14 protein-coding genes are annotated in these 15,450 nt (G+C 64.4%); 3 read left to right on the top strand and 11 right to left on the bottom strand.

What is annotated here, in order from left to right; genetic code table 11:
• The 4 genes from cobD to OVA00_RS28060 form a co-directional block, all read right to left on the bottom strand.
• Entirely contained in the window at positions 1-1,002 is a 1,002-nt protein-coding gene (gene cobD / locus OVA00_RS28075) for a threonine-phosphate decarboxylase CobD (RefSeq protein WP_268090030.1), read from the bottom strand.
• Positions 999-2,303, bottom strand: a complete 1,305-nt coding sequence (locus tag OVA00_RS28070) for a cobyrinate a,c-diamide synthase (protein ID WP_268090028.1) — start codon at positions 2,301-2,303, stop codon at positions 999-1,001. Before OVA00_RS28070 ends, cobD begins: the two co-directional genes overlap by 4 nt.
• Positions 2,300-3,139 carry a uroporphyrinogen-III C-methyltransferase gene (gene cobA / locus OVA00_RS28065; RefSeq protein WP_442780575.1) on the bottom strand — a complete coding sequence of 280 codons (840 nt, stop codon included), beginning with the start codon at positions 3,137-3,139 and terminating at the stop codon, positions 2,300-2,302. The genes OVA00_RS28070 and cobA overlap by 4 nt, the downstream gene beginning before the upstream one ends.
• Positions 3,140-3,269: 130 nt before the next feature.
• Entirely contained in the window at positions 3,270-3,734 is a 465-nt protein-coding gene (locus OVA00_RS28060; protein WP_112976536.1) for a cobalamin biosynthesis protein, read from the bottom strand.
• 457 nt (positions 3,735-4,191) lie between these two features.
• Here OVA00_RS28060 and OVA00_RS28055 point away from each other — a divergent pair, with 457 nt between their 5' ends.
• On the top strand, positions 4,192-4,977 hold the full coding sequence (locus OVA00_RS28055) for a TSUP family transporter (RefSeq protein ID WP_060584895.1): 786 nt from the start codon (positions 4,192-4,194) through the stop codon (positions 4,975-4,977).
• A gap of 180 nt (positions 4,978-5,157) precedes the next feature.
• Here the strand turns inward: OVA00_RS28055 and OVA00_RS28050 are convergent, their stop codons facing one another.
• A complete protein-coding gene (locus OVA00_RS28050; protein WP_113187891.1) occupies positions 5,158-5,685 on the bottom strand; it encodes an HD domain-containing protein in 528 nt (175 codons plus the stop codon).
• Positions 5,686-5,800: 115 nt separating this feature from the next.
• Positions 5,801-6,133 (bottom strand): hypothetical protein, encoded by a 333-nt coding sequence (locus OVA00_RS28045; protein WP_192438213.1) that lies wholly within the window; start codon positions 6,131-6,133, stop codon positions 5,801-5,803.
• A gap of 312 nt (positions 6,134-6,445) precedes the next feature.
• On the opposite strand from OVA00_RS28045, the gene OVA00_RS28040 reads away from it, so the two are divergent.
• Complete coding sequence (locus OVA00_RS28040; RefSeq protein ID WP_060520613.1) at positions 6,446-7,039, top strand: methyltransferase family protein; 594 nt, start codon at positions 6,446-6,448, stop codon at positions 7,037-7,039.
• A 198-nt stretch (positions 7,040-7,237) separates the two neighbouring features.
• Here OVA00_RS28040 and OVA00_RS28035 read toward each other — a convergent pair whose 3' ends face one another.
• The 5 genes from OVA00_RS28035 to cobU form a co-directional block, all read right to left on the bottom strand.
• Entirely contained in the window at positions 7,238-7,663 is a 426-nt protein-coding gene (locus tag OVA00_RS28035; protein WP_034788274.1) for an EamA family transporter, read from the bottom strand.
• Positions 7,663-8,307 (bottom strand): cob(I)yrinic acid a,c-diamide adenosyltransferase, encoded by a 645-nt coding sequence (cobO, locus tag OVA00_RS28030; RefSeq protein ID WP_043617391.1) that lies wholly within the window; start codon positions 8,305-8,307, stop codon positions 7,663-7,665. The genes OVA00_RS28035 and cobO overlap by 1 nt, the downstream gene beginning before the upstream one ends.
• A 146-nt stretch (positions 8,308-8,453) precedes the next feature.
• Positions 8,454-12,284 (bottom strand): cobaltochelatase subunit CobN, encoded by a 3,831-nt coding sequence (gene cobN, locus OVA00_RS28025; RefSeq protein ID WP_268090027.1) that lies wholly within the window; start codon positions 12,282-12,284, stop codon positions 8,454-8,456.
• Between the two features lie 103 nt (positions 12,285-12,387).
• On the bottom strand, positions 12,388-13,452 hold the full coding sequence (gene cobW / locus OVA00_RS28020) for a cobalamin biosynthesis protein CobW (protein WP_060520610.1): 1,065 nt from the start codon (positions 13,450-13,452) through the stop codon (positions 12,388-12,390).
• Positions 13,453-13,455: 3 nt separating this feature from the next.
• Positions 13,456-13,980 (bottom strand): bifunctional adenosylcobinamide kinase/adenosylcobinamide-phosphate guanylyltransferase, encoded by a 525-nt coding sequence (cobU, locus tag OVA00_RS28015; RefSeq protein WP_034788264.1) that lies wholly within the window; start codon positions 13,978-13,980, stop codon positions 13,456-13,458.
• 823 nt (positions 13,981-14,803) lie between these two features.
• Here cobU and OVA00_RS28010 point away from each other — a divergent pair.
• Positions 14,804-15,385, top strand: coding sequence for a cation transporter (locus OVA00_RS28010; protein ID WP_034788257.1), 582 nt, complete (start codon positions 14,804-14,806; stop codon positions 15,383-15,385).
• The last annotated feature ends 65 nt before the right edge of the window (positions 15,386-15,450 follow it).

The raw sequence follows: 15,450 nt of genomic DNA, 5'->3' as shown, positions 1-15,450 counted from the left end.
TCAGAGCTCCATGCGGGCAAGCGCGTCCGCCAGCCGTCGGTCACCGGCCGCGTCAGGCGCAAGACCGATCCTGAGCCAGGTCGGGGCATAGTCGAACTTGCGCGTGAGAATATGGGCCTCGCAGAGCCGTTCCTGCAGCAGAGCCGCCCTGGGATGCTCGACCAGCACGAATAGCCCCGTGCCGCCGATACGGTTGAGCCCTGCCCCATCGAGAGCCGCGTCGAGGCCGGCGCGACGCTCGAGGATGCCCGCCGCGATCGCCTTCGTATCGCCCTGCATCAGCGCTTTCGAGATCGTCAACGCCGGGCCGGAGACAGCCCAGGGACCGAGCCAATCGGCAAAGGACGCAAGCACTGGCTCGGTCGCAACGACGAAGCCGAGGCGCAGGCCCGCAAGGCCGAAGAACTTGCCGAAGGAGCGGAAGACGATGAGGTTGCCCTGCCCTGGCACGTGACCAGCGACACTCAGTTGCGGCTCAAGATCGCCGAAGGCCTCATCGACCAGCAGCAGTCCGCCGCTCGCCTTCTGCCTTGCGGCGATCGCCAGAAGCTCCGCCGGCGCCAAGGCGCGGCCGGTCGGGTTGTTGGGGTTGACGACGATGACAAGCCCATGTTCGGCCGTGAGCGCGTCGGCATCCGCGACGCGATCGACAGCAAAGCCGGCCGCTTCAAGCACGCGGGCATACTCGCCATAGGTCGGCCCGAAAATCGCGACGTGCCTGTTGGCCGGAGCAAGACGTGGCAGGAGCTGGATCACCGACTGGGTGCCCGGCACCGGCAAAGGCCGCACGCCGTTGGTGCGGTAGTAGTCGGCGGCGGCGCTCCGCGCATCATCTACCGTCTGCCGATCCGGCAGCCGGTGCCAGGCGCGCTCAGGGACCGCGGGCAAGGCGACGGGGCATGGATTGACGCCGGTCGACAGATCGAGCCAGTCTTCAGGCCGGCCGCCATAGCGCGCTGCGGCCTCGGTGATGCCGCCACCATGAACGATCGGTGCGCTCATGCAGCACCTGCGACGTCGATCAGATGCATGAAGGAACCGGCGACAGGGCCGCGCCGGAGGCCCGCCTGGCCGAGATCCTCGCCGGCGGCGTCGCTGACCGCAAACAGCCGATCGGCCGCCCCTTCGGCGATGATAGTCGCATAGTGGAATTCGTGCGCCGTCATGGGTCCATCGAAGAAGGCGTTGTCGACAGGCACGACGCGGCGATAGCCGAGGTGCCGCCTGCGCTCGGCAAAACTGGTTACGAGCGGCAGCAGGCCGAGCATGTCGTAGCGTGTGCCATCGGCAGCGACAAGCCCTTCACCGAGCACCATATAGCCGCCGCATTCGCCGAAGATGCGGGCGCCGCGTTCCGCCGCGAAATGCATGCCGGAACGGAATCGGGCGGCGGCGCTCAGCTGCCCCGCATGCAGCTCCGGATAGCCCCCCGGAAGATAGACGGCATCGGCTGCCGCATCCGGCCCCTCGTCGGCGAGCGGCGAGAAGAAGGAAATCTCCGCGCCGCCTTGCCGCCAGCCGTAAAGCAGGTGCTCGTAGCAGAAGGCAAAGGCGATATCGCGCGCGACCGCGATGCGCTGACCGAGCGGCCGCAAACGCTCGGCATCGGCCGCCGCGGGCACCTGCGGGAAAATCGTCGCGATCAGGCGGATGGCGTCGAGATCGCAGGCAGCCTCGACCCGCGCGGCCGCCGCCTCGATGAAGCCCTCAAGCGCTGAGTGTTCGCCCGCCTGCACGAGCCCGAGATGGCGCTCCGGCAGTTGCAATGCGCTGTCCTGCCGGAGCACGCCGAAGACAGGCATGCGCACCTTGCCGAGCGCATCGCGCAACATCATTTCATGCCGGTCGCTGCCGACCTTGTTGAGGATGACGCCGACCACCCGGATATCGTCGCGATGATCCGCATAGCCGCGCACGAGGGCGGCAACCGACTGGGACATGCGGGCGCAATCGACCACCAGAATGACCGCAAGGTTCAGCGTCGCGGCGAGGTCCGCTGGCGTTCCCGAGCCGTCGGCAGCACCGTCATGCAGTCCCATCATCGCCTCGACGATCAATGTGCGCCCGCCGGAGGCGGCATGCGACGCATTGGCAAGCAGCAGTTCCGGGCGCATCGCCCAGGGGTCGTAGTTGAAGCAGGGCTCGCCGGTCGCTGCCGCGTGGAAAGCGGGATCGATATAGTCCGGCCCCGCCTTGCCGGGCGCGATCGCCACGCCGCGCCTCTTCAGGGCGCGCATCAGCCCGAGCGTCACTGTCGTCTTGCCGGAGCCGGACGCGGGTGCGGCAATCAGCAATCCGCTCATGCCGGGTTCCTGAGAATGCGATTGGCGAACGGGTCGGCGGCAAGCTTGCGCCCGTCCAGCGCGCCGATCCAGTCGAGCGCTGCGCGAAGCCTCACCACCTCGCCGACGACGACGATCGCCGGCGGCTCCAGCCCTGCCGCCGCGACATCGGCCTCTGCGCGCGCAAGCGTCGTTTCCAGCACCGCCTGCTGCGGCGTCGCGGCGTTGCAGACGAAGGCGACCGGTTCGTCGGTCGAGCGGCCGCCGGCAATGAGGTTGGCGGTGATCGCGCCGATATGTTTCATCGCCATGTACATGACGATGACAGGCGAGCCGCTGGCGATGCCCTGCCAGTTGATGCGATCCGGCACCAGGCCGGAGGAATCATGGCCAGTCAGGAAAGTGACCGCGTGGTTGACCTCGCGATGGGTCACGGGAATGCCGGCATAGGCAAGCCCGCCGATACCGGCGGTGATGCCGGGCACGATGCGGAACGGCACCTGGTGCTCGACCAGCGTCAGCGCCTCCTCGCCACCGCGACCGAAGACGAACGGATCGCCGCCTTTGAGGCGCAGCACCCGGTTGCCGGCGCGCGCGAGTTCGACGAGGCGAAGCGAGATGTCGCGCTGCTTCGGCGACGGCTTGCCGCCACGCTTGCCCGCAAACTCCAGCACGGCACCCGGCCGCGCGAGCTTCAGGCAATCCTCGTTGACCAGCGCATCATGCACGATCACATCCGCCTGGCGCAGCGCATTGGCCGCATGCAGCGTCAACAGGCCGGGATCGCCGGGGCCGGCGCCGACCAGCCAGACCGAACCTTTTTCGAGCGCCGGCAATCCGGCAAAGAGGTCGTCGATCATGCGTGCTGTCCCACCTGTATTTCGGCGCCACCCAAAGGCACGCCTGACGCGCTCTCTAAAGAACCGGATTCCACTTGAGAGAAACCCCGGGCAAAAGATTGATTCAATTCAACAACATAAGAACGCATCAGACAGCCTCCGCCGCCTGGATGCGCTTTTCGGCGCGTAAGGTCGCCGGCCCGGCAAGTGCGGCCGTCGCATGGGCGGAGACGATCTTCTGCACAATCAGCACGGCTTCGCGACCGGCACCGACGAGCGCTGCGCCCTCGGCAACGCCATGACAACCCGTGTAGGCAAAGACGATCTCGGAGGGGTTGGCGAGCCGGGAAGCTTCGGCTTCGAGCGTGGCGGCATCGTAGAACGCGGCCGGAACCGAGAAATGCTGAGCGGCCGCCAGGATCGCCGGCTCCTCGGCGCGAGCATCGAGCGAGGCGACCAGCCGCAGATCGCCGGGCGCAGCACCGGCATCGGCAAGCGCACGCTCGGCAAGGGCGATCACCTCTTCGGCCGGCGTGCGACGCTCGCAGCCGAGCCCGAGCACCAGCCCGGCTCCTGCTTTCGTCGTCTGTGCAGAGTGTTTGCCCGATGGCATCGGCGGCCGGCTCCCTTCGTTGTTCTCCTTAACGAAGCGCCGGCTGGGACGATCCGTCCCGGCCGATCTGGACAGCACCGGCTGATGGCCCCCTGGCTGGGTCGGCCGCACCGGACGCTCTTTCAGTCCGCCAAAGCGGACGCCGTCGCATATCCTTCATTTTTACCGGAGCGCGGAAGGCCGGTCAAACCGGATTGCGCCATCGCCATGTCGCGTTTGAGGAAACTCGTCTCCCCCTGCCGTATCGCAAGGACAGCCCTTCTTCGGCACCATGCGGGCGAGAGCGCCTCCATCCAGAAAGACAGCGAGCCGGAACAAGGCTTTGAATCTTTGTCGGTTTTTCAATTTCGACACCTGCATGGACAGCAACACCGCGACAGAAGGCTTTGCAAATCGCGCCGGGCTCTGACACAAGGCGGAAAATCCCGCCTGACAGCTCTCCTCTCGAGTCCCCGCCGTGCAAGATCTCGCCTTCCACCTGCTCGCCTTCCTGTTCGTCGCCGCCTTCATCGCAGGCTTCATCGATTCGATCGCCGGCGGCGGTGGCATGATCACCATTCCGGCCATGCTCATTGCGGGCATCCCGCCCTTGCAGACGCTCGGCACCAACAAGCTGCAGGGATTGTTCGGCTCCGGCTCGGCCACGCTGTCCTATGCCCGGCGCGGCCACGTGAACCTGAAAGAGCAGCTGCCGATGGCGCTGATGTCGGCCGCCGGCGCCGTGCTCGGCGCCCTGCTCGCAACCATCGTTCCCGGCGACGTGCTGAAGGCGATCCTGCCCTTTCTGCTGATCGCCATTGCGCTTTATTTCGGCCTGAAGCCGAACATGGGCGACGTCGACCAGCACAGCCGCGTCACCCCCTTCGTCTTCACGCTGACGCTGGTGCCGCTAATCGGCTTTTATGACGGCGTCTTCGGCCCCGGCACCGGCTCGTTCTTCATGCTCGGCTTCGTTACCCTCGCCGGCTTCGGCGTGTTGAAGGCGACGGCGCACACGAAGTTCCTCAACTTCGGCTCCAACGTCGGCGCCTTCGGCGTCTTCCTCTTCTTCGGCGCCATCCTCTGGAAGGTCGGCCTGTTGATGGGCCTCGGCCAGTTCCTCGGCGCCCAGGTCGGCTCGCGCTATGCCATGGCCAAGGGCGCCAAGATCATCAAGCCGCTGCTCGTCATCGTCTCGATCGCGCTCGCGATCCGGCTGCTCGCAGATCCGACGCATCCCTTGAGGATCTGGCTGGGGCATTGAGGCGCGGCGCGCTCGGCAAATTCTGCGCTGTCCTAACGGCCGCAACCGCGCAGCCTGTGAGGCGTGGCTGGGCCACACCGGCGGGCAAAACCGCACATGCATGTCCGTTCTGCGATCGTGGATGAGCGGTTGACCGGGTCGACATGGCGCAGACATGCTTGCCGATAGACGGCAGCACTCTCATTGCGGCGCCAATGCACGGGCCTTTGCGAGAAGGGTCTCGTCGCCGTCGCCCAAGACCTCCAGCAAGCGTTTCATCTCGGCGCCGAACACTTTCCAGAAATTCGGATCGCCGGCTTTGATCGCTATCGCATTGTCGATCAGGTCGGCGAGCTTGACGGTTTTCGCCGCGGCGGGCGCCGATGCGAGGTGCTGGCGATCCAGTTCCTTGCGCACCTGTCGGTTGCCGTGGAACGGAGTGGATATGTCGGTGAGCCACGCAACCAGTGTTGCGACCTTGGGGCCGAACGCTTCCTTGAGCTCCAGCAGCGTCGCGTCGGTATCTTCGACCGTATCGTGAAGCAGCGCTGCGGCGATCATTTCGGGCGTATGGGGCACGCTTCGAACAATCTCCGCCACCGCAATCGGATGAACGATATAGGGCCGACCGTCATACTTACGCTTCTGTTCGCCGTGTGCTCGCGTTGCAAACTGGAGCGCGCTGTTCTCGAGATCGGTCATTATTTTGCGTTCAACGCCGGCTTCCATCACCTAAACCCAATCCCAAGCTTTCAGAACGAACCAGGCGACCCGTGATTTCTATCGCGTCAGGCGTCGCTTCGAGCGACGCACGCTTGCCTGCCCGCGCGAATGTCGCGGGCGGTCAACGCCTGACAGTTATGCCAAGATCAGGCGCACCGGATTTCGACCAGCACGAGCACTGCTCTCCGACCGGACCTGCACCATAGCTGCATTCGTTCTCCCGCGTCTTGCAAATCCGTGGACGGCGCGCTTCGGCGAGCGCCTTGGCCTTGGCTTCATCCGCTGCCCTTTGCTTGCGCGTCATTTTAGTTTTCGGTTTCGCCTTCTGGCTGGTCGTCGTTTCTTGAGCTCGTGACGCCCCGCTCTTCACGGTTTGCGCCTGCCCAGCCATACCTGATGACAAGAACAGCAAGACCGATGCGACACCAACCGCAGCTCTGAGAGTATTCTTCAAGGTTCACCCGTATTTAGCCTGTCGACGGTCTAACATGGGTGCGGCCTCCTGCCTATGCAATCGCTCGACGGAAGGAGCAACCGTCAAGAGACGAATTTTGCCGACCTTCCGACACGGCGGGGGCGACGATGACAGCCTCCAACGCTTGGCAATAAGATCCGGTAACCACGACGAAAGTCGGACAGGTCCGGCGCTTGAACCTCTAGTTACTAGAGATTGCAAGGTGATCAGAATGCTTCGCCGGGTAGACGCTCATATGGGCCGCCTACCCGTCGTGCGCTCCTGTCTTGTCAGCTCGCTCCAGAGGTTTCCATGTCCACCACCCTTCCCGCCATCCTGATGCTCGTCGTGGGATTGTCCACGCTCGCGCTGGCGATCCTCCGCCGTGTGCAATCCGGCCGCTCGCCGGTCGTGCTGACCTATGGCGACGATGCGGAAGGGTTTGCGGGCAGGCTTTTCCGCCTGATCGTCGCAGCGCTGGTGATCCACCTGCTGGCGGTCGCCATGCTCCCGGCCTCCGTCGATGCTGCCCTCGGCCGGATCCCGGCGCTCGACACGCCCATCCTTCACGCCGTCGGCCTGGCGCTGATGACGCTCGGCGGCGGGCTGACGATGCTGTCGCAATGGGCGATGCGTCATTCCTGGAAGATCGGCATCCCTGAAAAGCAGGACGCGCCGCTTGTGACCTCAGGCCTCTATGCCTTTTCGCGCAACCCGATCTATGTCGGCATGGTGACCGCGCTGATCGGCACGGTGCTGGCGGTGCCCAACGTCATCTCGGTGGCGCTGGCGCTCTCCGCCTGGATCTCGATTTCCTACCAGATCCGCATGGAGGAAACCCACCTCGCCAAGGTCTTCGGCGACGCCTACGGTGCCTATTGCAGGCGTGTCCGCCGGTGGGTCTGACGCAGGGCTCACCCTCAGGCTGCGACGCTTCCAGCGTCTGCCGAACTGCGCGACGTGGCCCGACGGATCAGGAAGGCGCTCGCTCCAATTGCCTTCAATCTGCATGCCGTCCTCCCGCTCGTCACAACCACTGCATGTGTCGGGATTACGGATTGATTGAGGCGAGCATTCAGTGAACAGGCACCAGAGCAGGCGCGCTCAAAACACCGCCAGCAACAGCGCCCCGGCGGCAATGAAGGCGACGCCGAGCCAGTTCATCAGGTTGAGCTTTTCACCGAGGAAGAGCACGCCGAAGATCGCGACCATGACGATCGAGAGTTTGTCGAGCGGCGCCACGCGGGCGGCGTCGCCGAGCTTGAGCGCGCGGAAATAGGCAAGCCAGGAAGCGCCAGTCGCAAGCCCTGACAGCGCCAGGAACAGCCAGGTGCGGCCCGGGATTTCCGATGGCTTCTGCCACTGCCCTGTCGCCGCCACGATGGCGGCGATCACGCAGAGGATGACGACGGTGCGGATCAGCGTTGCGAAGTCGGAGTTGATCTGCGCAACCCCGACCTTGGCAAACACCGCCGTGAGCGCAGCGAAGGCGGCCGAAAGCAGCGCCCAGAACTGCCAGCTCTGGCTCATCAGAACTCCACGCCCTGCTGCGCCTTGATGCCGGAACGGAACGGATGCTTGATCAGCTCCATCTCAGTGACGAGATCGGCGATTTCGATCAGGTCTTCTTTCGCGTTGCGGCCGGTGAGCACCACATGCGTCATGTGCGGCTTTTCTTCCTTCAGGAAGCGAACCACTTCGGCGACGTCGATGTAGTCGTAGCGCAGAGCAATGTTGATCTCGTCGAGCAGCACCATCGAGTTGCGCTCGTCACGGATCAGTTCCTTCGCCTTCTCCCAGGCCTTTTCAGCCATCGCAACATCGCGGGCGCGATCCTGCGTTTCCCAGGTGAAGCCCTCGCCGAGCGTATAGAACTGGCAGACATCGCCGAAATGCTTCTCGATCAACTCGCGCTCGCCGGTTGCCATCGCACCCTTGATGAACTGCACGACGGCGCAGGGCATGCCGTGGGCGATATGGCGGAAGATCATGCCGAAGCCGGCGGTCGACTTGCCCTTGCCCTTGCCGGTGTTGACGATGATCAGACCCTTCTCGTCGGTCTTCGTCGCCATGATCTTTTCGCGCGCTGCCTTCTTCTTCGCCATCTTCATGGCGTGGCGGGCATCGTCCTTCTCGGCCGGGGCTTCGCCGCCTACTGTCGTCTCGTCGCTCATGATCACTCCCTCAGTTCTCAAGTTCGGGATGGGCAGACGCCCTCGTCCCGCTTCGGCTCCTTTTCGCACTTCACTGAGCAGCGAAACGGAACCAGGTCCTTGTTTGCAAGCAATTCCGGACGGATTACCGCCAGCCCGGAACCGCTCTATTCATTGCCGGCACGAAGCCGGGTTGCTGCCGTGCCGATGCCGGCAAGTTCAAACCGCGCCGAATTCGAGCGCGGCGTCCAGAGATTGCGGTCGATTGCTTCAAGCAGGCGTTCGGCAAGCTCGGCAAAGGCGGCCGGGTTCTTGTCGCGCATGAAGTCAGCCACGCGCTCGTCGACAATGAACGCCTGGTAGGCGGCCTCGAAATGATGGTCGCGCACCGCACCCGTGGTCGCGGCAAAGGCGAACATGTAGTCGACCGTGGCAGCGATCTCGAAGGCGCCCTTGTATCCGTGGCGCATGACGCCATCGATCCACTTGGGATTGACGACGCGGGCCCGGACCACGCGGCCGATCTCTTCTTCGAGCGACCGGATCACAGGCTTTTCCGGACGGGAATGGTCGTTGTGGTAGATCGCCGGACGGTGACCGCCGAGCTGTTCGGCGGCAGCGCTCATGCCACCTTCGAACTGGTAGTAGTCGTCGCTGTCGAGCAGATCGTGCTCGCGGTTGTCCTGGTTCTGCACCACCGCCTCTATCGTGCGCAGGCGCTCCTCGAAAAGATCGCGCTCGGCCTTGCCCTCCTCGCCGGCGCCATAGGCATAGGCGCCCCAGGTAAGATAGGCCTCGGCGAGATCAGCTTTGGTTTCCCAACCCTTCTCGTCGATCAGCGCCTGCAGGCCGGCGCCATAGGCACCGGGCTTTGCGCCGAAGACGCGGTAGGAGGCTCGACGCGCGGCCTCAGCAGCCTCGACACCTTCCGCTTCCAACCGTCGGCTTTCCGCCCGCATGCGTGCGGCGATCATGTTGTCGGCATCGTCTTCCTCCAGCGCGCCGACGGCGCGGATCGCCTTGTCGAAGAGCGCGATCTGGTCCGGGAAGGCATCGCGGAAGAAGCCGGAAATGCGCAAGGTCACGTCGACGCGTGGGCGGCCGAGGACTGCGAGCGGCACGATCTCGTAGCCCATCACCCGGCGAGAGACCATGTCCCAGGTGGGCTTGGCGCCGATCAGCGCCAGGGCCTGGGCGATGTCGTCGCCGCCGGTGCGCATGTTCGCCGTACCCCAGGCGGTCAGGCCAAAGGAGGACGGCCATTCGCCGTGGTCCTGCAGGTAGCGGCGGATCAGAAGCTCGGCCGATTTCTTGCCGAGCTCATAGGCAGCCGGCGTCGGCACCGCGCGGCTATCCACGGAGTAGAAATTGCGCCCCGTCGGCAACACATCCGGCCGGCCGCGCGTCGGCGCACCCGATGGACCGGGGGCGACGAAGCGGCCGCTGAGACCGGTGAGGAAGCCGGTCATCTCGGCGGCACCCGAGTTTGAAATCGACGGCTTCAGGCGCGTTTCGATTTCGCCGAGCACGGCGCGGGTGTTGGCCCAGTGGTCCGGGCAAGCCAGTTCACCCGACACGAGATTTGCGGCAAGCAACTCGATGCGCTCAACCGTATCGCCGGCGGTGCGCCAGGGGGTGTCCAAGAGGTCAGCGAGGATGGACGGTTTCGGGCCTGACCAGGTGTCGGACATGACGCAGTCGAGCGGGTCGAAGGGTTGGGCGTCGCGTGCGGGGTTGCCCCCCGCCGAGGTGGGAATAGCAAACCCACGCAGCCCCGCATCCGCTGCGATCGCCCGCTGCAGGCTCTGGTCGCCGCCCTCGCCGAGACCGCGGGGCACGCGCGCCAGCGCTACGGTGAGGTCCGTCAACAACCGCCCTTCCGGCGCAACGCCGAAGATGTGCAGGCCGTCGCGGATCTGCATTTCCTTGAGGTCGCAGAGATAGGCGTCGAGCTTTTCCAGCGCCTTGTCGTCGCTGTCGCCCCTGTCGATGCCTGCGTCGCTGTCGAGGCCGATGTCGCGCACGAGATCGAGGATCTGGCGGCTGAGCAGCCTGAGGCGGCGCGGATCACCGCCGGCGGCGTCGTAATATTCGTCGACGAGCGCTTCCAGATCCTTGAGCGGGCCGTAGGATTCGGCGCGCGTCAAGGGCGGGGTCAGGTGGTCGATGATGACGGCGCTGGTGCGGCGCTTGGCCTGCGTACCTTCGCCCGGATCGTTGACGATGAAGGGATAGATGTGCGGCAGCGGCCCGAAGATCGCTTCGGGATAGCAGGTTTCCGACAGCGCCAGCGCCTTGCCCGGCAGCCATTCGAGATTGCCGTGCTTGCCCATGTGGACGATCGCCTGCGCTCCGAACTGCTGGCGCAGGAAGGCGTAGAAGGCGAGATAGCCATGCGGCGGCACGAGGTCCGGGGAATGGTAGCTTTCCTTCGGATCGATGTTGTAGCCGCGCGCCGGTTGGATGCCGACGATCACCTCGCCGAAGCGGGCGAGCGGCAGCGCGAAGGCGCCATCGAGGAAAAAGGGATCGGCCTCCGGCACGCCCCAGCGACCGGCAACTTCATCCTTTATCTGTTTCGGAAGCGAATCGAAGAACGTTTTGTAATCGTTCAGCGAAATACGCTCGCGGATTTCACGGTCATGGCTCGCCGCATTGGTCGGCCCGGCCATCAGAAAGCGGATCAGCGCGTCGCCATCGGCGGGAACCTCACCGACCGCATAGCCTTCCCGTGCCATGGCGCTAAGCACCTCGACGGTACCGGCCGGCGTGTCGAGCCCGACACCGTTGCCGAGGCGACCGTCGCGGTTCGGATAGTTGGCCATGACGATGGCAATGCGGCGCTCGGCGGGCTCTGCCCGGCGCAGCTTCGCCCAGTTGACGGCAAGATCAGCGGCAAAGCGCACCCGGCCTTCGAGCGGCTCATGGCCGACGATATTGGCCTCCACCTTGGCGTCATAGATCGACGCCGCCTTGAAGGAGACGGCGCGCGCAAGGATGCGGCCATCGACTTCGGGGAGTGCCACGTTCATGGCGAGGTCGCGCGCCATCAGCCCCTGCGGCGACGTTTCCCATTGCGCCCGCGACGAGCCGGAGAAAATCACCTGCAGCACCGGCGCACCGGTCGATTCCAGCACCGTCGGCTGACGGTCGGCACCGGGCGACGAGACCGCAAAGCCAGTGGCGTTCATCACCACGTCGGGTGCGGCCTCGGAAAAAATCGCCTGCAGCGTGCCGACGGAAACGGCATCCTTGAGGCTTGAGACAAACACCGGCAGTGCCCGCACACCTTCAGCCTCCAGCGCATCGATCAGCGCCTCCACAGGCCGTGTCTCGCCACTCTGCACGAGCGCGCGGTAAAAGCAGATCCCGACCGTCGGGGGTTCGAATCCCTCCCTCGCTACCATCCGTCCCTGCACAAGGGACTGCCATTCGCTGACGCCGATCACACCAGCACCCGGCCACCAGATGCCGGCCTTCAACAGGGGCTTTGCCGGCTGCGGCTTCTCCGCACCTGTGACCAGTGCGGCCGCATAGTCGAGAAACAGCCCGGCATTGTCCGAGCCGCCTTCGGTGAAGTAAGCCCAAAGGCGCTGGCGGTCGTCGGCTGCGACGGTGGAGAAAGGCTCCAGCCCCGGATCCGGCTTGTCGTCACCCGGCAGAACCGCGATCTCGAAACGATGGGTGACGGCAGCCGCATGCAGGGCTTCCAGCAGATAACGGAAATAGCTGGCGCCACCGAGTGGCCGGACGACGATCAGCTTGGCGTGACGCGCCGTGCGCTCGACGTAAGTGTCGACCGACATTGGGTGCATCAGGCTCATCAGGCTGGCGATGCGCAGGCTCAAGCCTCCGTCGCGTCGGCCGTGAGCCGCGGCGATCGAGGAGAGCTCGGTGTCGGCGGCTGATAGGAAAAGGATATCGGCCGGCGTTTGCCCAAGGTCGATCGCCTCGTTGCCGTCGGCGATCGTTCCTTTCTGGGCGAGAAGCAGATGCATTCGTCTTGTCCGGTGGGGCAATTCCGAACGAAAACGCTAAAAGCGTTTTCCATCCGGAACTGCATCATTTCAATGCGTTAGATCATTTCACTCAAAGAACGATCTAGACGAGCGCGGTAATCGCAGCGCGCACCGCCGCCTCGTCCATGTCGTGCAGGCCGATGACGACGAGGCGCGTACCGCGCTTTTCGCCGGCGCCCCAGGCGCGGTCGTAATACTGGTCGATGCGGGCGCCGACCGCCTGGATCAGGAGGCGCATCGGCTTGCCGGGCACGTCGGCAAAGCCCTTGAGGCGCAGAACGTCGTGCTCCGCGATCACGCCCTTCAGGCGATCGATGAACGCCGAGGGATCGGCGATCGAACCGAGCTCGACGACGAAGCTGTCGAACTCGTCGTGATCGTGCTCCTCACCTGCCTCGTGCTCCATCTCGTGATGCGACTTGCGGTTGGCGATATCGCTTTCCGTGCCGACACCGAGGCCAAGCAGGATGGCAGCGGCGACTTCGCCGTTCTTCGCCTCGATCATCGTCGGCTTGCGGCTGGTGCGCGAAGACACCTCGTCGCGTACGGCCTTGAGGCCGGAGGCATCGATCAGGTCGGTCTTGTTGAGAACGATGAGATCGGCAGCCGTCAGTTGGTCCTCGAACAGCTCCTCGATCGGGCTTTCGTGATCGAGATTGTCGTCCTCGACGCGCAGCGCATCGACCTTGTCGTGGTCGTCGGCAAAGCGGCCAGCGGCAACGGCGGCGCTGTCGACCACGGTGACGACGCCATCGACGGTCACTTCGCTGCGGATATCCGGCCAGTTGAAAGCGGCGATCAGCGGCTGCGGCAGGGCAAGGCCCGAGGTTTCGATGATGATGTGGTCAGGGCGGTTTTCACGCTCGAGCAGCTTCGTCATGGTCGGGATGAAATCGTCAGCCACGGTGCAGCAGATGCAGCCATTGGTAAGCTCGATGATGTCGTCCTCGGTGCAGGCCTCGGCACCGCAGCCCTTCAAGACATCGCCGTCGACGCCGAGATCGCCGAACTCGTTGATGATCAGCGCGATGCGCTTGCCGTCGGCGTTCTGCAGCAGGTTGCGGATCATCGTCGTCTTGCCGGCGCCGAGGAAGCCGGTGATGACGGTCGCCGGGATCTTGCCCTGGTTGGCTCTCGCAGTGGTCATGGATCAACCCTTCATTTTCAGCGGCAAACCGGCCGCGACAAAGTAAACTTCAGCGGATTTCTCCGCAACGATCTGGTGAAGCCGGCCGGCATGGTCGCGAAACTCGCGGGCCATGCGGTTCTCGGGCACGATGCCGAGGCCGACCTCATTGGAAACAAAGACGAGGCGCGCCCGCGCCTCAGGCAGATACGCAACAAGGGCGGCGAACTCCGCCGTCATGTCGCGCTCTTCCAGCATGAGATTGGTTACCCATAGCGTCAGGCAGTCGATCAGGACCACATGGCTGGGATCATCGATGCGTCTAAGGATGCCAACGAGATCGAGCGGCTCCTCATGCGTCGTCCAGCCCTCGCCGCGGCGCGTCCGGTGATGGTCGATGCGCTCGCGCATTTCGTCGTCCCAAGCGCGGCCCGTGGCGACATAATGCATGGTGAAGCCGGACGCTTCGACGAGCCTCTCGGAAAAGCTGGACTTGCCGGAACGGGCGCCGCCAAGGACCAGCACGGGCCCGGCGCTGAGACTGCTCATCGTGGCTGCCTCAACATTCCCAAATCAGCCGTCGGTGGCAAAAGCCATCGGACGCGCCACGGGCGCGTTCTTGAAAACATCTGCGAGCCAAAACAACCTCCGTGATGGCGTTGGAGACAAAAGTCCCCTCGGGCGGAATGCCCATGCCGGATGGCAGGTCTCCTGGCTCACGGCGTCACGGGCCGAACATCGCCTCGCCCTTAAACGGCAAGGTTCCGATGTCAGGGCCCGAGCGGCCCGCCTCACCTTCCCGGCGTCTTTCCGGTGCCACAGCGAACCTTTGCGCGTCGTCTCCGACGCATGGGCGCTGTGAGGGACATCGTGAAAGGCGGACGATTCGTAGAAGAAGAGGCGTCCAAACCCGGCTGATCACGATGCCACGCCAGTGGCTTTTCCGGTTTGATCCCCGACCTGCCCCGATTGCCCATGCAACCGGCCGACAGCCCGGCACCAAACCCGATGGCGAACCCTGACCGTTCTACAGTCGCGGGGTCGGCTGCGATAAGGATGCCCGATTTGGGTCCATCCGTCACATTCCCAATTATTCCCCCAGATCGCCACGACAAGGGGGAACCATCCAACACCTGATGATTAGGAAGCGGGCAGCCCAAAGTCAATCGACGCATGCGACGCCTCCCCGGCCGAGTTGCGCCACGCGACGATTTGTCGGGCGTCAGGCACGACGGCAGTGTGAACGGAACCGATGTCGAAACCTAGTGCTATGGATAGCAAACTGCTGCTAACACCTGTGCCAAAGTGCCGAGGGCGAATCTCGCCAAAAAAAGTGCCGAGGGCGAATCTCGCCAGAAAGGGAACCTTTCGAGTGGATACCGACCTGCGCCGCGTCGTCCTCATCGTCTCCCTGTTGAACCTTGGCTATTTCGGGGTCGAACTCCTTGTCGCGCTTTCGATCGGCTCGGTGTCCCTCATGGCCGACAGCGTCGACTTCCTCGAAGACGCCTCCGTCAACATGCTGATTTTCTTTGCTCTGGCCTGGACGGCGCGAACCCGCGCGCGGGTCGGCATGGCGATGGCGTTCATTCTACTGGTACCGGCGCTGGCCTTCCTTTGGACGGCCTGGGCGAAGTTCATGGATCCGGTCCCGCCAGAGCCCTTTGCCCTTTCCCTGACCGGACTTGGGGCGCTGGTGGTCAACCTCTTCTGCGCCTATCTGCTCGTCGCCTACCGTCACACGAGCGGCAGCCTCACGCGGGCAGCATTTCTCTCGGCCCGCAACGATGCCTTCGCCAATGTGGCCATCATCGCCGCGGGTCTGGCGACAGCCTATCTGTGGCAGTCGGCCTGGCCGGACCTGATCGTCGGCTTGGGGATTGCCCTGATGAACCTGGATGCCGCGCGGGAAGTCTGGGAAGCCGCAAGCGAGGAGCACGATGTCGCAGCGTAGTTCCGTCGGATAAGCTCGTTGCTCCTGTTGGGCCCGACGTACCGGACCTGCTGGCTGACCGTTGC

Origin of the sequence: Ensifer sp. SL37 (assembly GCF_026672675.1) — a bacterium.
Classification (GTDB): Bacteria; Pseudomonadota; Alphaproteobacteria; order Rhizobiales; family Rhizobiaceae; genus Ensifer; species Ensifer adhaerens.
The sequence above is the reverse complement of the archived record's forward strand: the minus strand, read 5'-3'. Positions and strand labels throughout refer to the sequence as shown.